Raw genomic sequence first — 22,232 nt, forward strand, 5'->3', positions numbered from 1 at the left:
TTCATAATAAAAACACCCCAAAAGTTAGATTTTTTCTGTCTAACTTTTGGGGTGCAGTTCATTCCCAAAGCTTTTTTATGTTATAAACTCATTAAAAGAGCCCCCAGTTAGATTTGGAATATTTTTTATTCTGTGTCATATAAAAATAAATAAAATGAATGACTATAGCTAGAGCTAAAATGGTTGTTATACTCACTACTATTATAGGATTAGAAGCAAAGATTAAAGAGAGAATCAAGGCAGCCAGATAGAGTGTCGCTTGGACACAGTAGTAACTTTTCGAATAGCGAAGATAGTGTTTGTTATGGGGCCCATTTACTAGGACAGCAGCTTGAAAGAGGCCAAATCCGATATAAGAGAAGCTGGTTGCAAAGAGACGATTAGCTTCAGGATTCAGAAGAAAACTCATCGAAACGGTCATCATAAGAAGTCCAATGAAAATAGGATAGTGACTGTAAATTAGAAATAGTCCCTTTTGATTAGATTTTTCATCAATAGCATGGTCGAATTGACCAAAATAAAACAAGAACAGAGAAATCATAATAATGAAATAAAGAACCGAATAAATCGAGAAATTCTCGATTGTAAAGAAGTTAGCTAGCTCCGTAATCATCTCTCCAAACATAATAATGACAAGAAGGGAGATACGCTCGATTAAATGGGGGAGATTTACCTGGTAATGCTTATCTTTATTAAGCAAGATACTTGGCATAATAAATGTTAGCAGAATACTAGCAAATAAGATATAGACTCTAAGGTAAATAGGAAGAAGAGCTGCTAGATAGAATCCTAAACTTCCTAGACCTGTTATCCATAGAAAACCTTTGATACTTTCCCGATTAGCATCATCGGTTGATTTTCTAAAAAATTCAACCAAATATTGAAAAAATAAGGTAAGGGTTAATGTACCAATAGCCCAACAGAGATAATGAAAATATTGTTGCCAATCAGGTCCAATCATATTGGCTATAAAGAGTAAAATTCCCATTTTGATAAACATGATTACTATGTTAAATAAAGAGTTCTTTCCATAGCGATTGGTATAATCGGTTTGAATCATCCAGGAATCGATGAGAAACAAAGTAGCAATGAAAAAATCAAGGAAAGAATTCCAAGTCAAAATACCGTTATGAAGATGGTCAATTAAAGTAGTTACTTTTGAAATTGCAAAAACAAAAACTAGGTCATAAAAAAGTTCTGAAAATTCTACACGTTTATGTTTAATAAGAGTTGTCATCTTAAGACCTTTCTATTTTAGAAGTACAATTTATTATAACAGAAAATGGTAATAAAAAAAATGAGATGCTTAAATAACTTCATGTGACGCGAATGAACTGCGCCACAAAAGTTAGGTTTTTTCTGTCTAACTTTTGGGGTGCAGTTCAGAAGGGGTGTTTTTTCTATCGTTTTTTAGTGCTAAGACTACACAAAAAAGCCTTGATTTTAAGGCTTTTCCTGTTGATTTAGATGCCCCCTACAGGGATTTGGAAAGGACTTTCATATTGAGAGCAATTAAAAATATTGAAATATAAGTGATTTTAGGTATTTTCAATGTCATGATTTAAAAATGGGACAAAAGTGGGGCAAAAACCATACAGATTCTAAACTGTATGATTCTTTTTTTATCTAACCAAGAAAGGTTAAAACTTATTAAAACAAATGCAATCAACTGTTGAAAACTTTTTAGTCCGTGTAATATAAAAACAAGTAAAAAGTTGAACTATAGGGAATATTGTGTCATAATAGGTAATAGATGAATAATTAATAGATTGGAAATAATGCTTTCTTACCTTAACAAGTTGAATTGGTTATACATTTTTTCGTCGCAATTGTGTCTATCTCTCGAGTTTAGCTAGTTTTTATAAGCTCTGGTTTCTAATCAATATAACAAATTTTAGAAGTGCATAAGACAAGATGGTGACATTACTACAGTCATTTCTAGTCACCATATGTTGCTGGCACAGGCTGTTTGTAGTGTTGGCTATTTACTAGTCAGTTTAATCGGAGTGTTTAATTTTTATTGTTGAAAGGTTTTTATATGGCGAAAATTCTATCTTTAGGTCTGACAGGTAAGAAATTACTTGCTCAGGGGTTCTTGTTTGTTCTGCTAGGTCTCATCTTGATGGTCACGGGGACTTGGTTGCCAGTAAAGGTTATTCGACTGGTTCTGTTTTTAGCTTGGATAGCAACGGTCTTAGATTTAGTATTACGTATTTTCAAAAAAAGTCAGTCAACGGACACCTTGGGAGTTGCACTGGTTAAATTGTTAGTGCTGGGATATTTGCTTGGCTCCAATCTTGCGACGGATGTGCCGATTTATATTTTGGCTCTTGTGATTGGAGTTTATCAGATTTTTCATGCTAGTATTAACCTTGTCACCTATGTTCTCTACCGCAAAAACAAAATTCGACCTCGTTTTCGTCTCTTACTAGATGGACTCGTACTAGTTTTTCTTGGTGGGACTAGTCTTTTGTCCTCTACAGGAAATTCTGTCTTTCAACTCTTTGTATTAGGGGCTTATTTTTTCCTTTATGGTGTGTCCAATATCCGTGATGGTTTCTTGTTTGAGGAGGAAATTGGGAAAAACCATCTCAAACGTCGTATTAGAATTAGCTTACCTATTGTCCTAGCCGCTCTCATCCCTGCAAGAACTTTAGCAAAAGTTAACAAATTTATGCTGGAAAATGCTGATGAGGAAGAAGATATCCATCTTGGAATAGTGAAGTCTGGTAAGACAGCGGAGCTTGAAATTTTTGTTCATACAGCTGAGACCTCTCTGTTTTCGGCAATTGGTCATGTGGATATCTGCTATCAAGGCCGTGTTATTTCTTATGGCAACTATGATCCGTCTTCTGAGACCTTATTTGGCATGGTAGGAGATGGTGTCTTATATTTCTGTGATCGTGACAAGTACATTGACCTATGTAAACGTGAGAGTCAAAAAACGCTTTTTGGTTATGGGATAGATTTGACGCCTGAAATGGAAAAAGCAGTTCAGAAAAAGTTGGCTGAATTGAAACAACTGACGATTCCATGGGAGCCAAGTGCAGATAAAATCATGACAGGTGATGGTAAGGAAGACTACACCTACGCTTATAAAATCAGACATGAGACAGATGGGGAACTTTATAAATTTATCAAATCTAAGTTTAAATCCTACTTTGTCTTATCTACAAACTGTGTGCTCTTGGCTGATACCATAGTCGGTCAGGCTGGCACCGATATCCTCTCACCCAAAGGATTTATCGCTCCAGGAACTTACCAAGCCTACCTTAATCGAGAGTTTGAAAAACCAAATAGTATAGTCGTATCTAAACATGTTTATTAAGGAGAATTTATGAACTTAGTAAAAAAATACACCCCGTTAATACTTTTTATAGGGCTGGTTGCTCTTGTAATTCTGAATGCATCGAGCTTTATATCAGGAGCAATCTCTCTCTTTGATGTAATATCAACCTTGATTTATGGTGCTGTTATTGCTTTTGTGCTTAATGTTCCTATGAAAAAAATTGAACAGTACTTAGTTAAATTGAAGGTAAAGGCAGAGTTGCGCCGTCCGATTGCTATGGTGCTTGTTTTCCTAGCTCTTATCTTAATCGTGATTGCTCTTTTGGTTTTGGTGCTGCCAACCCTAGCCCAGACTATTAGTCAGCTGGGAACAGTCCTTTCAACAGTCCTTACTCAACTTGGGAAATTGCTAGGCAGCTCGGAATTTGTAACCAAAGACATGTTGTCAACTATCGTATCAGGCATACAGGGACAATCTAGTTCTATTAGCCAAGCTTTGATAGGTTTTTTATCAGGTCTGACTAGTAATATCGGCAATATTTTTTCAAGTTTGATGAATGCCTTTTTGATTATAGTCTTCACCTTTTTATTTTTATCCAGTAAGGAACATTTGGCAGCGATGACGAGTCGACTTCTAAAAGTTTTTCTTCCAGAGAAGGTGGTGATAAAGTTGACTTACATTGGACAAGTAGCACTAGAGACTTATGACCAATTTTTGATGAGTCAGCTGATTGAAGCAGTTATCATAGGAGTTATGATAGCGGTTGGTTACAGCATGTTTGGGATACCCTATGGAGTAATGACAGGTATCTTTGCAGGAGTGCTATCGTTCATTCCTTATGTAGGGCCTATGATTGCTTGTGTTGTGGGAGCGATTTTTATCTTCACAGTGAGTCCTACTCAAGCCTTACTTTCTCTTCTTCTATATCAAGTTATACAGCTGATTGAAGGAAACCTTATTTATCCAAAAGTTGTAGGTCAGTCTATTGGTTTGCCAGCTCTTTTCACACTTGCAGCAGCTAGTATCGGAGGGAATCTTTTCGGACTACTTGGAATGATATTCTTTACCCCCGTATTTGCTGTTATCTATCGACTGGTTAAAGAATTTGTCGTTGCAAAGGAAAATCAGGTAGATTAAGAAAAACTAAATTTAATAAGATATACTGAGAAGAGAGTGAGAGATTCTCTTCTCTTTTATTTTTAAATACTTTTCTACAAAAAGCTATTAGACGTTAAAAAAAGCCTTGGTTTCAAGGCTTATTTCTGTTGATTTAGATGTGCCCCCTGCAGGGCTCGAACCTGCGCCCCATAGCTTAAGAGTCTACTGCTCTACCAACTGAGCTAAGGAGGCAACAGAAAAAGCTGAGAATGTAACTTCCCAGCTATTTTAATATGCCCAAAATGGCAGCTAGATTATTTACGAAAGGCATCAAGGATATAGGTGAAACCAACAATTAAAAATGCAAAGGCAACGACATAAACGACAAAGACACTTGTAGCTACTGGATTGAACAAAATCACTAGACCTAGTAAAAATGCAAGCAACGCTATCCACATGATACGGTTGCCAATAATAGGGAAAATCAATCCCAGACGATTGCCTTTAAAGAAAGCTATAATGGCTTCTACAATTAACCAAATTCCTAAAATAGTTGGAATGACAACTGGCAGCGTCACAAAGCCATAGGCAACGAGGTAAAGAGCTAAGAGAAGATTAACAATCCCTTGGAAAAGATGAGCTGGTGAGCGAAGCACTTTTGGTACAGAGAAATAGCCTAAAATAGCTGCTATAGAAGCAACCAGTAAACCAAATGCAATCCACCAGCTGTAAACAACAAGATTAGCTACTGGGTGTGTAAATAGGAAAAGTCCTAAAAGGACAAAAACAACTCCTGCAAGGAATAGCAGTAAACGATTAGAAAATTTCATTTCAATACCCCCTATATAGTATAGTCTGATAATAAAAATATTATACACCTTTTTAGAGGAAATATCAATAAACTAAATGGAAAATTTGGAAGTTTCAGTCTGATTCATGAAAAGAAAATCAGTTTTTATTATTTTGAAAATAAAAAGAGAAGATAAAATTTGTCTTCTCTACATGAAAATATTGTATGGCATCAAAGCAAAAGTAACTGGCTTTACACTATTTGTTAAGATGTAATTTGGTTCAAAAAGAAAAGATAGATTTAAAAGTGGGGCAAATGATGAGGCAAATCAGTTATAGATAAGCAAAAAAGCCTTGGTTATCAAGGCTTTTCCTGTTGTATTTAGATGCCCCCTACAGGGATCGAACCTGTGACCCACGGATTAAGAGTCCGCTGCTCTGCCAGCTGAGCTAAGGAGGCAAAGAAAAAAGCTGTATTGGTGCCGAAACTTCACGGTTTGTATTGAACCCGCGCAATTAAGCAGGTGGGCAACTCGCTCTAACTGAAGCTGTTTCCGTGTGAGACGGCCTACATGCTGTTAGAAGACTTTTGTTTCCCTAATAATACAAAAAATAGTCGGTCAACACTTAAGTGTGAAGTCGTACACCACAGCGTTTCTATGTTTATATGATACCACTTTTTCAAAAAAAATCAAGAGGTAAGTGCAATTTTTTGAAAAGGATTTCAGATTTTTCGTAAACGGTCGATGGCTTCCTTTCTTTGAGCCAAAGCCCGTTCATATTTACCAGTATCTTCTGCTTGGAAATAGTGATGATTGCGAATTTTTTCTGGCAGATAGTCTTGCTTGACCCAATTTCCAGGATAGTTGTGTGGATAGAGATAATCTTGGGCATTCCCCAGTTCCTTGCTTCCGCTGTAGTGCCCATCACGCAGGTGTCGCGGAATAGGCAAGTGTCCTGATGTTTTGAGGTCAGCAAGTGCCTTATCCATAGCCACATAGGCCGAGTTGGATTTTGGAGAAAGGGCCAAATCAATCACGACATTGGCAATGAGAATGCGGGCTTCTGGGAATCCAATCCTTTGTGCAGCATCCAGAGCAGTCACGGTGTGAATCTGGGCTTCAGGATTGGCCAAACCGATATCTTCATAAGCGATAACAGTCAAACGACGAGCGAGACTTGGCAAATCACCAGCCTCAATCAAGCGGGCAGCATAGTGAAGACTGGCATCCACATCCGAGCCACGGATAGACTTTTGCAGGGCAGATAGAACGTCATAGTGACCGTCTCCATCTTTGTCCATGGTAATGTAGCTCCGCTGCAGGCTATTTTCCATGATGTCTAGAGTGATATGGCGGATACCCTCGTCATTCTCAGGAGTAGAAAGAACTGCCAAATCCAGTGAGTTGAAGGCAGAGCGAAGGTCTCCGTTTGTAGAGGTAGCAATGAAATCCAGCGCATCCTCATCTAGTTCTACTGGAAAATCAAAACCACGCTCAGGGTTACTTAGAGCTATCTGCAGGGCCTCTTTGACGTCTTGGTTAGACAGAGGTTCCAACTCAAAAATTTGAACACGGCTACGAATGGCAGGAGTGACAGAAAAGAAAGGATTTTCAGTCGTAGCGCCAATCATGATGACCAGTCCACTTTCCAAGAGTGGAAGAAGAAAGTCTTGCTTGGTCTTGTCAAGACGATGGATTTCGTCTAGTAATAGGACGAGGCCACCAGAAAATTTCGCCTCTTCGGCGATTTCTTGCAGTCGTTTTTTACTATCAACTGTCGCATTGAAAGTTCGAAAGGCATACTTGGTCGTCCCTGCGATGGCAGAGGCAATACTGGTCTTGCCGATTCCTGGAGGTCCGTAGAGAATCATGGAGGACAGACGGTTGGCTTCCACCATGCGGCGGATGATTTTTCCAGGTCCGACCAGATGTTCCTGACCGATGACCTGGTCGATGGTTTTAGGGCGCATGCGAAGCGCGAGATTGTCTGGCATAGCAGTCCTTTCTAACGTGGATTTTCTGATGTATATGTGGTAAGATGGTAGTATCTATTTTAGCATATTTCCGAGCAATCGGGGCGATTTAAGAGTCGCATAGAAAGAGGACAAGATGGCAACTTACGGATTTTTAGATGTTTTAGAGGAAGAGTTGGAGAAGAATTTTCCCTTTGACTTTGAGATTAGTTGGGACAAGCGCAACCACGCGGTTGAAGTGAGTTTTCTGTTGGAAGCGCAAAATGCTGCAGGTGTGGAGATGGTGGGTGAAGATGGAGAGGTTTCATCAGATGACATTCTCTTTGAAGAAGCAGTGCTTTTTTACAATCCAGCCAAATCAACAGTCAATGAGGAAGACTATTTGACTGTCATCCCTTACTTGCCTAAAAAAGGATTTTCTCGCGAATTTTTAGCTTATTTTGCGCTATTCCTTAAAGATACTGCCGAGGTTGGACTAGATGCCCTCATGGACTTTTTGGAAGACCCAGAAGCCGAAGAATTTGTCATGGAATGGAACCAAGAAGTCTTTGAAGAAGGAAAAGTCGGCTTGGAAGAAGGGGAATTTTATCCTTATCCGAGATACTAGGAGTTGGTTGGAGGTTTTATGAAAAAAATTGGGACTTATTTGGTTTATGTGCTAGCCTTTGTCTTTATTATGCTAGCTTTTGCTTGTGGAACTATCGCATTTGCAGAGTTGGGGTATTCCGCAGTTTTAGCCTTCACTATTGGTTATTCCTTTGCTCTTCTAAGCATGTATTTAATTTTTATTCTTCATGAGCTGGGTCATGCTTTTTGTGGCTACTTGACAGGCTATCGGCTGGTGGCTTTTGGATTAGGACATTTTCTTTTGACCAAAAAGTCAGGCAGGTTTTATCTTAGTCGAACAGCCGTTATGAAAAATGTTGGTGCTCAGTATATTGGATTGAAAGAAGATGAAAGCGACCAAAGAATCATCCTGATGCTTTCAGGAGGCTTGATGGTTCATCTTAGCTTAATATTATTGGCGATATTGTTTGGATTTTTGACAAGAAGCTGGTATTTTGCTGGTACTTGGATTTTTCTTAATTTGTCTTTCTTCCTAAACAATGCTTTGCCAGTCGGTATCACCGATGGAGCAAAAATCTGGGAATTGCTACAACACCCTGAAAATACCAAATACGCCTACATGGTGTTGAGGCATTCTGCCCAGACCTTGTTAGCTCCTCAAGAATATGACTTGAAAGACTTTACCATGCCTGTTGATGAGGATGCGAGAGGGAGTTTTGCAGAAAGTGTTCAGACTCTTCAGGGATTGGTATTTATATTGGATGATAATATAGAGCTTGCAAAGCAACAGTTTCAGTCTGTGTTAGAGAAAACAGATAATCCAATGTCTAAAACTATTTCTCAAATATACCTTCTTCAAGTTGCTCTGATGGAAGGAGATAATAAGAAAGCGGAAGAATATGCAAGTATTCGAGGGGTCAAATCCTTTTTATCTATTAAAACAGCAGATATGCAGGTCATTCAAGCCTGGTATCAATTTAAGGTAAAGAAAGATGTAGTTCAAACTCACAAGGCTATGAAGATTGCTAGACATAAAATGAATAGCAGCCGGATGTTACGGGATGAGAAAATCTATTATCAAAACTGGTTAGCTGAGCTGGAAAAGGAATTAACCGAAGGAGTCTAATATGGAAATAGAGATTTCTGATTTCACAGGCTGTAAGATTGCTTTGTTTTGTGGAGATAAGCTTCTGACTATCTTACGCGATGATAAGGCAAGCATTCCCTGGCCCAATATGTGGGAACTGCCCGGTGGTGGGCGAGAGGGGGATGAAAGTCCTTTTGAATGTGTGGCGCGTGAAGTTTATGAAGAACTGGGAATTCATTTGACTGAGGATTGTCTACTTTGGGCGAAGGTTTATCCAAGTATGCTTTTTGCGGATAAACAATCTGTATTTCTAGTCGGTCTGTTGACACAGGAGCAATTTGACAATATCACCTTTGGTGATGAAGGACAGGGTTATCAGCTCATGAATGTTGAGGAATTTCTTAGTTCCAGTCAAGTTGTACCTCATTTGCAAGAGAGATTAAAAGATTATTATAAAGTAAGTGATTAGAAAGGATGGTTCGGTTAAATTTCTAAACTGAACCCGCCCTAAACACTGTGCCAAAAAGATAAACTTCTCATAGACACAAGCGTCTTCAGAGAAGTTTCTATTTTGGCTTTGTGTTTTACGGGCTTGGTATCTTAAATATGGAAACATGGCAAGAGTTAAAAGTTACAGTGAAGCGTGAGGGAGAGGAGTTGGTTTCCAATCTCTTGATTGAGCTGGGAGCGCAAGGTGTTGCGATCGAAGATAGTATGGACTATGTGGGAAATGTTGACCGCTTCGGCGAGATTTTCCCAGAGGTTGAGCAGCAAGAAGAAATCGTAGTGACAGCCTACTACCCTGATACGGTTGATGTAGCAACGGTTGAGGCAGACTTGCAGGCCCGTCTCGCGGAACTAACTGATTTTATGGACTTGGGAGAGGTCAAGATGGGGACGACTGCCTTGGCTGAGGAAGACTGGGCAGACAACTGGAAGAAATACTATGAACCAGCTCGTATCACTCATGATTTGACCATCGTGCCGTCTTGGACGGACTATGAGGCGACTGCTGGGGAAAAGATTATCAAGCTGGATCCAGGTATGGCTTTTGGTACGGGGACCCATCCAACCACTAAGATGAGCCTCTTTGCCTTGGAGCAGGTTCTTCGTGGTGGGGAAACAGTGCTAGATGTGGGTACTGGTTCAGGGGTTCTCTCTATTGCCAGCTCGCTACTTGGTGCCAAGGAAATCTTTGCCTACGACCTGGATGATGTGGCAGTTCGTGTTGCTCAGGAAAATATTGAACTCAACCCTGGTATGGAAAACATCCATGTAGCAGCAGGAGATTTGCTTAAGGGAGTTGAGATTGAGGCAGATGTGATTGTAGCTAATATCTTGGCGGATATCCTCGTTCATCTGACGGATGATGCTTATCGCTTGGTCAAGGATGAAGGCTACCTCATCATGAGTGGAATTATCAAGGACAAGTGGGACATGGTGCGCGAGTCGGCTGAGTCAGCTGGATTTTTCCTCGAAACTCACATGGTTCAAGGGGAATGGAATGCCTGTGTCTTTAAGAAAACCAAGGATATTTCAGGTGTGATTGGAGGCTAACATGCAACAGTATTTTGTCAAAGGAAGTGCTATCTCTCCTGTCACCATCGAGGACAAGGAAACTATCAAGCATATGTTTCAGGTTATGCGCTTGAAAGAAGATGATGAGGTTACTTTGGTCTTTGATGATGGAATTAAGCGCTTGGCGCGTGTGTTGGATGTGGAAGCCCGTCAGTTTGAGTTGATCCAAGAATTGGCTAATAATGTGGAACTGCCCGTTCAAGTGACCATTGCATCTGGCTTTCCTAAGGGAGACAAGCTGGAGTTCATTACTCAAAAAGTAACCGAACTGGGTGCCAGCCAAATCTGGGCCTTTCCTGCCGATTGGTCGGTCGCCAAATGGGATGGCAAGAAATTGGGTAAAAAGGTTGAAAAACTAGAAAAAATTGCCCTTGGAGCGGCAGAGCAAAGCAAGCGTAATATCGTTCCAAGTATTCAGCTTTTTGAGAAGAAAGCAGATTTTCTAGCCCAACTTGACCAGTTTGACCGCATCGTAGTGGCTTATGAAGAGTCGGCCAAAGAAGGTGAAGCCGCTGCGCTCTTACAAGCGGTCTCTGGTCTTGAAAAAGGAGCCAAACTGCTCTTTATCTTTGGACCAGAAGGTGGTCTGTCACCTGCAGAAATCGAAAGTTTTGAAGCTAAGGGAGCAGTCTTGGCAGGTCTTGGTCCTCGTATTTTGCGAGCAGAAACAGCACCACTTTACGCTTTATCAGCCCTTAGTGTTTTATTAGAATTAGAGAAATAAGAGGAAGAAGATGGAACAAAAACACCGTTCAGAATTTCCAGAAAAGGAACTTTGGGATTTAACAGCCCTATACCAAGACCGTGAGGATTTCTTGCGTGCAATCGAGAAGTCTCGCGAAGACATCAACCAGTTTAGACGTGATTACAAGGACAATCTTCACACTTTTGAGGATTTCGAGAAGGCCTTTGCGGAATTGGAACAAATCTACATTCAGATGAGCCATATTGGAAACTATGGATTTATGCCTCAGACGACAGACTATAGCAATGACGAATTTGCCAATATTGCCCAAGCTGGGATGGAATTTGAAACAGATGCCAGCGTAGCCTTGACCTTCTTTGACGATGCCTTGGTGGAAGCTGATGAGGAAGTCTTGGACCGTTTGGGTAAATTGCCTCACTTGACGGCAGCTATTCGTCATGCCAAAATCAAAAAAGCCCACTATTTAGGGGCTGATGTGGAGAAGGCCTTGACCAATCTCGGTGAAGTTTTCTACAGTCCACAGGATATTTACACTAAGATGCGAGCTGGGGATTTCGAAATGGCTGACTTTGAAGCTCATGGCAAGACCTACAAAAACAGCTTTGTGACCTATGAAAATTTCTACCAAAATCATGAGGATGCTGAGGTTCGTGAGAAATCTTTCCGTTCCTTCTCAGAAGGTCTTCGTAAGCACCAAAATACGGCTGCTGCAGCCTATCTAGCTCAGGTTAAGTCTGAAAAACTATTGGCAGATATGAAGGGTTACGACTCCGTCTTTGATTATCTTCTGGCTGAACAAGAAGTGGACCGTGCCATGTTTGACCGCCAGATTGACCTCATCATGAAGGATTTTGCGCCGGTTGCTCAGAGATACCTCAAGCATGTTGCCAAGGTGAATGGTCTTGAAAAGATGACCTTTGCAGACTGGAAATTGGACTTGGACAGCGCCCTTAATCCTGAAGTGACTATTGACGACGCCTATGATTTGGTCATGAAGTCGGTAGAGCCTTTGGGGCAAGAATATTGTCAGGAAGTTGCTCGCTATCAAGAAGAGCGCTGGGTGGACTTTGCTGCCAATAGTGGTAAGGATTCTGGTGGTTATGCGGCGGATCCATATCGCGTGCACCCTTATGTCCTCATGAGTTGGACAGGTCGTTTGAGCGATGTCTATACCCTGATTCATGAAATTGGGCATTCTGGTCAATTCATCTTTTCAGACAATCACCAAAGTTACTTCAACGCCCACATGTCTACTTACTATGTCGAAGCGCCGTCAACCTTCAATGAATTGCTTTTAAGTGATTACTTGGAACACCAGTCTGACGATCCGCGTCAAAAACGCTTCGCTCTTGCCCACCGCTTGACAGATACCTACTTCCATAATTTCATTACCCACCTCTTGGAAGCAGCCTTCCAGCGTAAGGTGTATACATTGATTGAAGAAGGAGAGACCTTTGGAGCAAGTAAACTCAACAGCATTATGAAGGAAGTTTTGACGGATTTCTGGGGTAATGCCATTGAAATTGATGACGATGCAGCACTCACTTGGATGCGCCAAGCTCACTACTACATGGGCTTATATAGCTATACTTACTCAGCAGGACTTGTCATCTCGACTGCTGGTTACCTTCATCTGAAACATTCAGAAACTGGAGCTGAAGACTGGCTCAACCTCCTCAAATCAGGTGGCAGCAAGACACCGCTTGAGTCAGCCATGATTATCGGTGCTGATATCTCAACAGATAAACCACTCCGTGATACAATCCAATTCTTGTCTGACACAGTTGACCAGATTATCGCCTACAGTGCCCAGTTGGGAGAGTAGGGGGAATAGAAAAGTAGGTGATTCTTATGCTGATGATATCTGGATTGTTAAGCGTCATTATATTTGGCTTAGCTGTAGCTATTTTCAAAAACGCCGTTGAAGGTCGTGATGTTAAATTTGAACTTGCTCTAGAGTTGGTATTGATAGTTATTTACTTCATTATATATCAGATTTTGTTTAATTGAGAATTCAATATTAAGTCACCTAAGGACAGTTTTTTGAACAGTTGTTAGAAATCTAGAGGTATTGATCATGTATCAAGAGTTACTTAGAAAAATAGCAGAAGAAAAACCAAGTTATCATGATGAAGAAATCCAGTGGTTGCTTGATCATTTGGGAGATCCTTCTCCAGAAATTCGTGATGACCTTGTTTTTACAAGCTTTGCTAGAGGGATTCAGGAAGAGCTATTTACACAGGAACAATTTCATTTCATTGCTGATGTGGTCTCAGCTGATGGAGGACTAGACAAAGAGATTGATAAGATAGGCCTGCCAACACTCGAACGTTCTTTTAGGGCGCTTATTTATGCAAATCTCTTGTCGGCGGACGCCAACCAGCAATCGGTTTTTTATCAGGGATTAAAAGCAGAAATTCGCAATGTCCTTTTAAATCAAGGTTTGTACTATCTTTCAAAAGAAAAGGATACAACGGGTTTTTCAAGTCAGTATGGTTGGGTTCATGCTTTTGCACATGGAGCCGATTTACTGACAGAGGTGGTTTGTCATCCAGACTTTCCTAAAAACAGAATTCATGAAGTATTTGAGATACTTGGCCAACTATTTAAAAGAATTTCCATTCGTTTTACAGATGATGAGGATTGGCGTTTAGCAAGAGTGATCTATGAACCTATTTTACAAGGGAAGTTGGAGCAAGAGCAAGTAGCTTCTTGGATAAAAGCTGTTGACTTTCCGATAGAAGAAAGGGAAGATTTTTATAAATTTTCCAACTTCAGATCCTGTCTGTTGGAAGTCTATGTCCAACTTGACCAGAGAAATAGTTTACAAGATGACTTGAAAGAAGCTATCCAGTCTTTTCAAAACTAGGGATAAGCTAATATTACTTTTTGAAAGAGTTTCTATTGTATCCTCCTAACTAATAATGAAGACTAATAAAAGAGGTTGAATCATTTTCCAACCTCTTTTCCTGTATCTTAATGGAATTGCATACCACCATCAACGATAATGGTTTGTCCTGTAATGTAGTTTGAATCTGGTCCTGCAAGGAAGCTGACGGCTGCAGCCACATCTTCTGGTTCAGATAGACGTTTTAGAGTAATATCTTTTGCAAATGTCTGCATACCCCATTCGTCATCTTTTCCTGCATTTTTACCGACTTCATGAGCGATATCGTACATCATTGGTGTTTTCACAATACCTGGTGCGTAGGCGTTAACAGTTATGCCTGAGTCTGCTAAATCACGTGCTAATGTTTGCGTGATTCCGCGAACAGCAAATTTTGTTCCACCATAAACAGTTAGATTTGGATTGCCCACTACACCGGCTTGAGAGGTTGCGTTGATAATTTTACCTCCATGGCCAAGTGCTTTAAATTGCGCTTGTGCAGCTTGTGAACCCCAAATGACACCACCGACGTTGATACCGAAAGTGCGTGTAAATTGTTCCTCAGTAATTGTATCAAGAGGAGTAGTTGGAGCAACACCAGCGTTATTTACGACAACATTCAAATCACCAAAATGGTCAACAACTTTTTGAAATGCTTGGGCAACTTCTGCCTGTTTCGAAACATCAGCTACGACAGCAAAGGCATTTTCAGCTGATAATTCGGCAACAGCTTTTTCAGCTGTTTCGGGATTGTAGTCTAATACTCCTACCTTAAAGCCATCTTGAACCAATCGTTTTGCGATTGCAAAACCGATTCCTTGACCTGCACCTGTGACAATAGCAACTTTAGACATATGATTCCTCCTTGGTATCCACGATACCATTCAAACGTTCATAAAAGAACAGCAAAGTTGTAAAAATTAGTTCAAATTAGGGAATAAAAAACTTATTAGAACTATATTGATAGTATATACCTTTAGAAAAAATGTTTCAAATAAACACTACCGTTTTTATAGAATTTTATCCTGAAAATTTCCAATCAATTCTCTTGAAACCCTTTCCCTCTTTTTATAGACTAGTATCTAGTTTTTGAAAAAAGGAGAAAGAAAATGAAAAAATTTGTCGCTGAGTTAATCGGTACGTTCATGCTTGTGTTCGTCGGAACAGGAGCTGTTGTTTTTGGAAATGGTCTTGATGGCCTAGGTCACCTTGGAATCGCCTTTGCCTTTGGTCTGGCAATCGTAGTTGCAGCCTACTCAATCGGAAATGTTTCAGGTGCTCACTTGAACCCAGCTGTTTCGATTGCTATGTTTGTAAACAAACGTTTGTCATCTTCAGAGCTTGTAAACTACATCCTTGGACAAGTAGTTGGAGCTTTTCTTGCGTCAGCTGCGGTATTCTTCCTCTTGTCTAACTCAGGTATGTCAACTGCTAGTCTTGGTGAAAATGCCTTGGCAAACGGTGTCACTGTCTTTAGTGGTTTCTTGTTTGAAGTTATCGCAACTTTCTTGTTTGTTTTGGTTATCATGACTGTGACTTCAGAAAGCAAGGGAAATGGTGCTATTGCTGGTTTGGTAATCGGTTTGTCCTTGATGGCGATGATTCTTGTGGGATTGAACATTACTGGACTTTCAGTAAACCCAGCTCGTAGCTTGGCACCAGCTGTTTTGGTAGGTGGCGCAGCTCTTCAACAAGTTTGGATTTTCATCCTTGCGCCAATCGTTGGTGGGATTCTTGCAGCCCTTGTTGCTAAAAACTTCCTTGGAACAGAAGAATAATTGAAACTCAAAAAGCCTTGCTCCTCGATTTGAGGAACAGGGCTTTTTCTTATCTGTTTATACTCAATGAAAATCAAAGGGCAAACTAGGAAACTAGCCGCAGGCTGTACTTGAGTACGGCAAGGCGACGTTGACGCGGTTTGAATTTGATTTTCGAAGAGTATTAACGGTTGTCAATTTTCTCTGGATAGAGGTCGTGTTGGAAGAGGCGTTGTTCTGCCAATCCTTCATACTTAGTTCCAGGCTTACCGTAGTTGTAGTAGGGATCAATTGAGATGCCACCGCGCGGAGTGAATTTTCCCCAGACTTCTAAATAGCGAGGGTCTAGCAAGTTGACCAAGTCTTTCCCGATGGTGTTGATACAGTTTTCGTGGAAATCTCCGTGGTTTCGGTAGCTAAAGAGGTAGAGTTTGAGGGATTTTGACTCAACACAGAGCTTGTCAGGAATGTAGGAAATATAAATGGTCGCAAAGTCTGGTTGAGCAGTGATTGGACACAGTGAGGTAAATTCAGGACAGTTAAATTTGATGAAATAGTCATTTTCCACATGACGATTGTCAAAAGATTCGAGGACATCTGGTTGATAGTCAAAGATGTAGTTGGTTTCTTTGTTGCCCAGTAGGCTGAGGTTTTTCATTTCTTCTTGTTGTGACATGATTTTTTCTTTCTAATCTTAAACACCACGTTGATTATCGTAGAGGAGGGTATGCAGTTGAGGAAGGACGCGGACATTGCCCCAGCTATCGTCGGCAGCGATGCGTTCCCAGAGTTCTTTGAGACGATCCAATTGGTCTTGGACAATATTACCTGTGGCCTTGGGCTCAGGATTTCCAGCCGATAAGAAGAGGACATCTGGTTGGTAGCGTTCTTGTATGCCTCTGGCAAAGGCCAAATCTGCATCGTCAAAGACAGGGATTTTAAAGGTGACCTTGTCTGGATCCAGTTGGGAAACGATAAAGTCCAGGGTCTCAAAGTTGACTTCCATCTTGGATGAAGGAGGTTTGGGACTGAGAGTAACCTGGTCGATGTTTTTTAACCAATTTTGCCAGCGAGAGCCTTGAGTTTCAACAGCCAGAGTAACACCGCGTTCCTTGAGCTTGGTGACCAATTCGGCCATGTTGGCTGCTAGGATAGCAGGATTTCCCCCAGACAGGGTGACATAGTCGTAGTTCCCCAATTTATCCAAGGCAGCAATGACTTCGTCAGCAGTCATACGAGTTGGTTTTTCAGAGCCATCCCATGTAAAGGCAGAGTCGCACCAGTCGCAGTGGTAGTCGCAACCTGCAGTGCGGACAAACATGGTTTTCTGCCCAATAGCACGGCCTTCACCTTGAAAGGTTGGGCCAAAAATTTCTAGAACTGGTAGTTTGAGGACACGTTCCCTAGTCATCTAACCACTCCCGTCTAAACTCCGCAAAGGCAGTCGGAGTTTCGTAGAGGCGAACATATTCCAAACGGAGACCACGTTCGTCTGGCAACTCTTGACTCATGGTTTGGAAAATCCAGTAAACCATATTTTCAGCAGTCGTGTTCATATAAGGCAGAGTCTCATTGAGATAACGATGGTCCAAGTGGGGCTCTAAGTAGTTCTTGTAGATCGCTTTGATGTCTCCGAAATCGTAGGTCATGCCCCGTTCATCTAAAAATCCACTGACAGCAATCTGCAGATGATAGGTGTGGCCGTGCAGGGACTTGCATTTTCCCTCATAGTGAAAGAGGTGATGGGCAGCATCAAAGGTAAATTCTTTTGATACCAAGGTTCTGTAAGGATTGTAGACAAGAGACTCCCCAGTTTCCTGTTTGATTTCTTTGGGTGCAAAAAACATTAGTCCTCTCCTTTCTGTGAGAGATAAACATCTAGACCATGTTGACGTAGGTGGCAGGCTGGGCAATCTCCACAACCACTTCCAATAATCCCGTTGTAGCAGGTCAAGGTCTTTTCACGAACATAGTCAAAGGCACCGAGTTGGTCGGCTAATCCCCAAGTTTCAGCCTTGTCTAGCCACATGAGAGGTGTTTGGATAACAAAGTCGTAATCCATAGCAAGGTTGAGGGTAACATTAAGGGATTTGACAAAGACATCTCGACAATCGGGGTAGCCTGAGAAGTCTGTCTCGCAGACACCTGTCACGATATCTTTAATACCTCGTTGCTTGGCAAGAACTGCCGCAAAGGACAGAAAGAGGTGGTTGCGACCGTCAACGAAGGTATTGGGAACCTCTCCCTCTTTTTGCTCAATCTCTAGATCAGAAGTCAAGGCGTTTTCAGTGATTTGGCCCAGCAGAGACATATCTAGGATATGATGACGAATCCCCTGTTCCTTGGCGATTTCTCTAGCAACTTGAATTTCGAGATGATGGCGTTGGCCGTAGGCAAAGGTAACGGCTTCGACCGTTTCATAGTGTTCTTTAGCCCAAAAGAGGCAGGTTGTAGAATCTTGACCGCCACTAAAGACGACCAAGGCTGATTGACGTTTCATAGTACTCCTTCCAAAATGGGAAATGTTTAGAGCACGCAAAAAGCTCCCATGAGGGAGCTAAAAAATACCAAATCGAGGTTTTTTTTAGCGATGGCGTGTCCCAAACATCGTAATATTCTACCTATAGTCTAGCATATTTTTTGAAAAATGGCAAAGGGCAAGAAAAAAGAGACCAAAGCAAGTGCTTGGTCTCTAGTATGATTAGCTCAATTCAGCAACGATGGCCTTGATTTGTTCTGCTGTGTGTACACCAGCAACTTGTTTGACAACTTGGCCGTCTTTTTTGAAGAGAAGGGTTGGAATGGACATGATTCCAAAGGCACGAGCTGTGTTTGGATTTTCATCAACATCCATTTTAACGATTTTCAAAACATCTTCTGAAAGTTCTTCAGACAATTTATCCAAGATCGGACCTTGCATACGACATGGACCACACCAAGTTGCCCAAAAGTCTACCAAGACCAAACCGTCTTTTGTTTCTTGTTCAAATGTTGCATCTGTAATTGCTTTTGCCATTGTATTTCTCCTTTTTTTAGTTATATTGGCTTAAATCTTGTTTCTTGAGATAGAAGAAGATATCTCCATAAGTTCCATGATAGTCCAAATCATGACCGTTGTAAGTTAATTTTTGGACAGGGTAGTAGTCTGCGACGCCGATAAGGCAAGCTTGTTGTGAACGATCAAAGTCTTCATAAGAATCGAAGGTTACAGTTCTTTCGTTCTTGCTGGCATCTAGATAGGTAATTTCAATCATATTTAAAACTCCTTTGTTTAATGATGATTTTATTTTACTCCTTGTAAAAGAGAATGTCAAGAAAAATGATTGCGCACGCAACTTTTTTCTAAAATCATCTTAAATCAAGAAATCCAAACTAGTTTCCAAGCTTGCTTCGACAGCTTTCTGTAGAGAGGCCAGTGTCTTTTGCCCATCACTTGTCAGGCAGATAAAACTAGAGCGTCTATCTTGATCACAACACCTGCGACTAAGCAGACCGCAATTTTTAGCTTCCAAGCGAGCCACCATCCGAGAAACAGCGCTCGGACTCAGATGAAGTTTGTCTGGCAGGTCAATCTGGCGTAGAGATTTTTCTTGAGCCAAGTCCAGATAGTAGAGCAGGTAGAATTCTTTCAAGGTCAGACTTTGCTCGCTCTGCTGGGCAATAGTCTCTTCCAAGAGACTTTCAATTTCTTTCTGACGACGATTGAAGTCAAACCATTTTTCCAAATAGGTCATAGTATCTCCTTTCTTTTTAGAGTTGTAAATAGAAGAATGTCCATTAACGGACAGTCTCCACATTACAAGATGATTGCGCATGCAATAATTATACTACTTTTCAAAAGAGCTGGCAAGAAAGACGCTGGCATCTTTTATCCTAAATCATGCCTGTTTTCACAAGTCAAGAATTGTTTGTATCCCCTTTCTTCTCAAACTTTCATCAACTCTTGTGCATTTCCTTGAAATTTTCTGAAAAAAGAGTAAACTGGTATGCAAGAAGTCTATTTCGTGGAGTTTAGGATGAAATTATATGTTCAATTAATGATTCTCTTTGTGATTTCTCTAATCGGAGAGGGAATCTCTAGTTTCTTTCATTTGCCCATCCCAGGCAGTATTATCGGTTTGATTATTCTTTTTCTAGCCCTACAATTCAAGTGGCTGAGAACTAGGCATGTCAACATGGTGGGGAATTTCTTGCTGGCCAATATGACCATTCTCTTTTTACCGCCAGCAGTGGGAATCATGGAGAAGTTTGATGTGATTGCTCCCTATCTTTTGCCAATTGTTTTGATTGTCTTTTTTGCAGCAGTCATCAATATTATCCTCATAGCCTTGGTGGTTCAGTTTATCAAACGACGGTTTGAGGGAGATTATGAGAAAGGAGATGCTAAATGAGTGAATTTGTTTCCAATCCCCTGTTTGGGCTGGCCCTGTCTATCTTAGCCTATCTAGTGGGAATGCTGATTTACAGACGTTTTCCCCATCCATTGACAACGCCCTTGCTTTTGTCAGCTGTTTTTATTATCATCTTTCTAAAGGTGACGGGGATTTCTTACCAAGATTACTACCAAGGTGGGGTTTATCTGAATAATTTGATTGTCCCATCGACCGTGGCTCTAGGGATTCCGCTTTACAAGAGTTTTCACTTGATGAAGCACCATGCTCGCAGTATTCTCTTTGGTAGTCTGCTAGCGGTAGTGGTCAATACCTCTTTCACAGCCCTTGTAGCTAAAATCTTTGGCATGGACTTTTTCCTAGCCATTTCTCTCTTTCCCAAGTCAGTGACAACCGCCATGGCAGTGGGGATCACAGAAAAATTACAAGGCTTGACGACCGTGACCTTGGTTGTTGTAGTGGCGACTGGGATTTTAACCAGTGTGATTGGACCAACCCTTTTGAAGTGGTTGAAAATTGACGACCCAGTAGCAGTCGGACTTTCCCTTGGAGGAACAGGCCACGCAGTTGGAACAGGAACTGCCTTTCGATATGGTTCTGTAGCAGGAGCCATGGGTGGCTTGGCTATCGGTGTCACCGGTATTCTCTATGTCTTTGTCAGCCCTATTGTAGCCAGTTTGATATTGAGTTAAAAAGCAAGGAATTTGTACTGACCCCAAAAAGTTAGACAATTAATTTATCCGAAGGATTTAGTTCTGTATTGCACAGGACTGAGTCCTTTTAGTTTTACCTTAATTCGTTTATTGTTGTAGTAATCAATATAGTCTACAATGGCTTGTTCCAATTGGTTGAGCGACTCAAATGACTTCTCATAACCATAAAACATCTCCGATTTCAGAATACCAAAGAAAGATTCCATCATGCCGTTGTCTGGGCTGTTACCTTTACGTGACATGGATGCTTGAATTCCCTTACCCTCTAGAAACTGATGATAAGAATCGTGTTGATATTGCCAGCCTTGGTCACTATGGAGAATCGTATTCTCGTAGCGCTTCTCTGTGAATGCTTGTTCCAACATTGTTTTTACTTGTTCTAAGTTGGGTGAAGTTGAAAGATTATAGGCGATAATTTCGCTATTAAAGCCATCTAAAACTGGTGATAAGTAAAGCTTTTGAGCGCTTGCTGGAATGGCAAATTCTGTCACGTCCGTATAACACTTTTCCATTGGTTTAGCTGCTTCAAATTGGCGTTGAATAAGGTTGTCTGCTTTCTTGCCAACATCTCCTTTATGAGAAGAATACTTGCGTTTCTTGCGGATTCTAGCTTGTAAATTGAGCACTTTCATCAAGCGTTGAACTCTTTTATGATTGACCACATAACCACGATTTCTTAATTCTAAATGGATTCGACGATAGCCGTAATTTCCTTTTTGTTCGGTAAAAATAGCTTGAATTTCAGCTTTAAGCTTTTGATCCTTATCTGGTTTGTCTAGCTGTTTCAAATGATAGTAGTAGGTCGAACGAGCGAGTTTAATGGTTTTTAGAAGAATATCTAACGAAAAATCAGTGATTAATTCTTGAACAATTTCTGTCTTTCTTCTTTCTCTTTTTCCTCCTTCAAGCGGAGTTCTCTCAACTTTTTTAGGACAGCATTCTCCGCTCTCAGATACTCGTTTTCTGCTTGAAGTCGTTCTAACTCTGTCATCTCTTCGGGTTTCTTCTTTGGTTTACGTCCCATTTTAGGTACTCTCCCTCTTGTTTTCTCAACAATAGTATACCCGTTTTTCTTGTATTGTGCCATCCAATTTGGAAGCATACCACGATTTGGGAGAGCATATTCGAGAGAAACTCTATCTTGAGACCAGTTTTCATGTAGGACTTTATCAATCATTTCTTGTTTTAATTCAGGAGAATAGTAACGATTTTTTTCTTTTTTGACGAACTCTATTCCATAACGATCAATCAATTTAATCATGTACCTAATATTAGAATTGTTTATCCCAAATTTATTTGAAAGCTTCTCTAAGCTATATCCTTGTTTTCTAAGTTCATAGATCTGAACTTTATCATCATAAGTTAATTTCATAATAAAAACACCCCAAAAGTTAG

The 22,232-nt window shown here is 40.7% G+C and carries 24 protein-coding genes and 2 tRNA genes; 12 read left to right on the plus strand and 14 right to left on the minus strand.

The window, feature by feature from the left end; all coding sequences use genetic code 11:
- Positions 1-91 precede the first annotated feature (91 nt).
- Positions 92-1,237: a low temperature requirement protein A gene (locus tag ADJ60_RS01915; RefSeq protein ID WP_049543068.1), complete on the minus strand. Its 1,146-nt coding sequence runs from the start codon at positions 1,235-1,237 to the stop codon at positions 92-94.
- A gap of 801 nt (positions 1,238-2,038) precedes the next feature.
- Between ADJ60_RS01915 and ADJ60_RS01920 the strand changes: the two genes are divergently transcribed.
- On the plus strand, positions 2,039-3,328 hold the full coding sequence (locus ADJ60_RS01920) for a hypothetical protein (protein WP_004256070.1): 1,290 nt from the start codon (positions 2,039-2,041) through the stop codon (positions 3,326-3,328).
- 9 nt (positions 3,329-3,337) lie between these two features.
- Positions 3,338-4,426, plus strand: coding sequence for an AI-2E family transporter (locus tag ADJ60_RS01925; RefSeq protein WP_049491294.1), 1,089 nt, complete (start codon positions 3,338-3,340; stop codon positions 4,424-4,426).
- A 140-nt stretch (positions 4,427-4,566) separates the two neighbouring features.
- Here the strand turns inward: ADJ60_RS01925 and ADJ60_RS01930 are convergent.
- The 4 genes from ADJ60_RS01930 to ADJ60_RS01945 all read right to left on the minus strand — a co-directional run bounded on the left by ADJ60_RS01930 (position 4,567) and on the right by ADJ60_RS01945 (position 7,172).
- Positions 4,567-4,639 (minus strand) — tRNA-Lys (locus tag ADJ60_RS01930).
- A gap of 62 nt (positions 4,640-4,701) precedes the next feature.
- Complete coding sequence (locus tag ADJ60_RS01935; RefSeq protein WP_049543070.1) at positions 4,702-5,217, minus strand: DUF308 domain-containing protein; 516 nt, start codon at positions 5,215-5,217, stop codon at positions 4,702-4,704.
- 346 nt (positions 5,218-5,563) lie between these two features.
- A tRNA-Lys gene (locus tag ADJ60_RS01940) sits at positions 5,564-5,636 on the minus strand.
- A gap of 264 nt (positions 5,637-5,900) precedes the next feature.
- A complete protein-coding gene (locus ADJ60_RS01945) occupies positions 5,901-7,172 on the minus strand; it encodes a replication-associated recombination protein A (RefSeq protein ID WP_049543072.1) in 1,272 nt (423 codons plus the stop codon).
- Between the two features lie 115 nt (positions 7,173-7,287).
- Here ADJ60_RS01945 and ADJ60_RS01950 point away from each other — a divergent pair, with 115 nt between their 5' ends.
- The 7 genes from ADJ60_RS01950 (at position 7,288) to ADJ60_RS01985 (ending at position 13,958) form a co-directional block, all read left to right on the plus strand.
- Positions 7,288-7,758, plus strand: a complete 471-nt coding sequence (locus ADJ60_RS01950) for a DUF3013 family protein (protein ID WP_045605868.1) — start codon at positions 7,288-7,290, stop codon at positions 7,756-7,758.
- Positions 7,759-7,776: 18 nt separating this feature from the next.
- Positions 7,777-8,844 carry a M50 family metallopeptidase gene (locus ADJ60_RS01955; RefSeq protein WP_049543075.1) on the plus strand — a complete coding sequence of 356 codons (1,068 nt, stop codon included), beginning with the start codon at positions 7,777-7,779 and terminating at the stop codon, positions 8,842-8,844.
- 1 nt (position 8,845) lies between these two features.
- The gene (locus ADJ60_RS01960; protein WP_049543079.1) at positions 8,846-9,274 is read left to right on the plus strand and encodes an NUDIX hydrolase; all 429 of its coding nucleotides are present in this window, start codon (positions 8,846-8,848) and stop codon (positions 9,272-9,274) included.
- A gap of 137 nt (positions 9,275-9,411) precedes the next feature.
- Positions 9,412-10,362, plus strand: a complete 951-nt coding sequence (gene prmA / locus ADJ60_RS01965; protein WP_049543106.1) for a 50S ribosomal protein L11 methyltransferase — start codon at positions 9,412-9,414, stop codon at positions 10,360-10,362.
- 1 nt (position 10,363) lies between these two features.
- Entirely contained in the window at positions 10,364-11,107 is a 744-nt protein-coding gene (locus ADJ60_RS01970; RefSeq protein ID WP_049543082.1) for a 16S rRNA (uracil(1498)-N(3))-methyltransferase, read from the plus strand.
- A 10-nt stretch (positions 11,108-11,117) separates the two neighbouring features.
- A complete protein-coding gene (gene pepF / locus ADJ60_RS01975) occupies positions 11,118-12,914 on the plus strand; it encodes an oligoendopeptidase F (RefSeq protein WP_049543085.1) in 1,797 nt (598 codons plus the stop codon).
- A gap of 252 nt (positions 12,915-13,166) precedes the next feature.
- A complete protein-coding gene (locus ADJ60_RS01985) occupies positions 13,167-13,958 on the plus strand; it encodes a DUF2785 domain-containing protein (protein ID WP_049543088.1) in 792 nt (263 codons plus the stop codon).
- Between the two features lie 107 nt (positions 13,959-14,065).
- Here ADJ60_RS01985 and ADJ60_RS01990 read toward each other — a convergent pair whose 3' ends face one another.
- Complete coding sequence (locus ADJ60_RS01990; protein WP_000048147.1) at positions 14,066-14,830, minus strand: (S)-acetoin forming diacetyl reductase; 765 nt, start codon at positions 14,828-14,830, stop codon at positions 14,066-14,068.
- A gap of 255 nt (positions 14,831-15,085) precedes the next feature.
- Between ADJ60_RS01990 and ADJ60_RS01995 the strand changes: the two genes are divergently transcribed.
- A complete protein-coding gene (locus tag ADJ60_RS01995) occupies positions 15,086-15,754 on the plus strand; it encodes an MIP/aquaporin family protein (protein ID WP_049543091.1) in 669 nt (222 codons plus the stop codon).
- A 163-nt stretch (positions 15,755-15,917) separates the two neighbouring features.
- Here the strand turns inward: ADJ60_RS01995 and queF are convergent, their stop codons facing one another.
- From queF to ADJ60_RS02030, 7 genes are all read right to left on the minus strand, one after another.
- Entirely contained in the window at positions 15,918-16,409 is a 492-nt protein-coding gene (gene queF, locus ADJ60_RS11595; RefSeq protein WP_000082575.1) for a preQ(1) synthase, read from the minus strand.
- A gap of 18 nt (positions 16,410-16,427) precedes the next feature.
- Entirely contained in the window at positions 16,428-17,144 is a 717-nt protein-coding gene (gene queE, locus ADJ60_RS11600) for a 7-carboxy-7-deazaguanine synthase QueE (protein ID WP_049543093.1), read from the minus strand.
- The gene (gene queD / locus ADJ60_RS02010) at positions 17,137-17,580 is read right to left on the minus strand and encodes a 6-carboxytetrahydropterin synthase QueD (protein ID WP_049543095.1); all 444 of its coding nucleotides are present in this window, start codon (positions 17,578-17,580) and stop codon (positions 17,137-17,139) included. The genes queE and queD overlap by 8 nt, the downstream gene beginning before the upstream one ends.
- Positions 17,580-18,233 (minus strand): 7-cyano-7-deazaguanine synthase QueC, encoded by a 654-nt coding sequence (queC, locus tag ADJ60_RS02015; RefSeq protein ID WP_049543097.1) that lies wholly within the window; start codon positions 18,231-18,233, stop codon positions 17,580-17,582. Before queC ends, queD begins: the two co-directional genes overlap by 1 nt.
- 201 nt (positions 18,234-18,434) lie before the next feature.
- Complete coding sequence (trxA, locus tag ADJ60_RS02020) at positions 18,435-18,749, minus strand: thioredoxin (RefSeq protein ID WP_001029581.1); 315 nt, start codon at positions 18,747-18,749, stop codon at positions 18,435-18,437.
- A 16-nt stretch (positions 18,750-18,765) separates the two neighbouring features.
- Positions 18,766-18,987, minus strand: coding sequence for a DUF4649 family protein (locus ADJ60_RS02025; protein WP_000570249.1), 222 nt, complete (start codon positions 18,985-18,987; stop codon positions 18,766-18,768).
- A gap of 99 nt (positions 18,988-19,086) precedes the next feature.
- Complete coding sequence (locus ADJ60_RS02030; RefSeq protein ID WP_049543100.1) at positions 19,087-19,467, minus strand: MarR family winged helix-turn-helix transcriptional regulator; 381 nt, start codon at positions 19,465-19,467, stop codon at positions 19,087-19,089.
- Between the two features lie 282 nt (positions 19,468-19,749).
- Between ADJ60_RS02030 and ADJ60_RS02035 the strand changes: the two genes are divergently transcribed.
- Complete coding sequence (locus tag ADJ60_RS02035; RefSeq protein WP_000781325.1) at positions 19,750-20,124, plus strand: CidA/LrgA family protein; 375 nt, start codon at positions 19,750-19,752, stop codon at positions 20,122-20,124.
- Complete coding sequence (locus ADJ60_RS02040) at positions 20,121-20,816, plus strand: LrgB family protein (protein ID WP_001288952.1); 696 nt, start codon at positions 20,121-20,123, stop codon at positions 20,814-20,816. Before ADJ60_RS02035 ends, ADJ60_RS02040 begins: the two co-directional genes overlap by 4 nt.
- A 44-nt stretch (positions 20,817-20,860) precedes the next feature.
- On the opposite strand, the gene ADJ60_RS10955 is transcribed toward ADJ60_RS02040, so the two are convergent.
- Positions 20,861-22,209 (minus strand): IS3 family transposase gene (locus ADJ60_RS10955; RefSeq protein ID WP_152907437.1). Its coding sequence is split into 2 segments (ribosomal slippage): positions 20,861-21,768 and positions 21,768-22,209, totalling 1,350 coding nucleotides; the frame shifts between segments, so codons are not numbered across the junction.
- Positions 22,210-22,232: the final 23 nt, after the last annotated feature.

Origin of the sequence: Streptococcus pseudopneumoniae, assembly GCF_001076775.1 — a bacterium.
Taxonomy (GTDB): Bacteria; Bacillota; Bacilli; order Lactobacillales; family Streptococcaceae; genus Streptococcus; species Streptococcus pseudopneumoniae_G.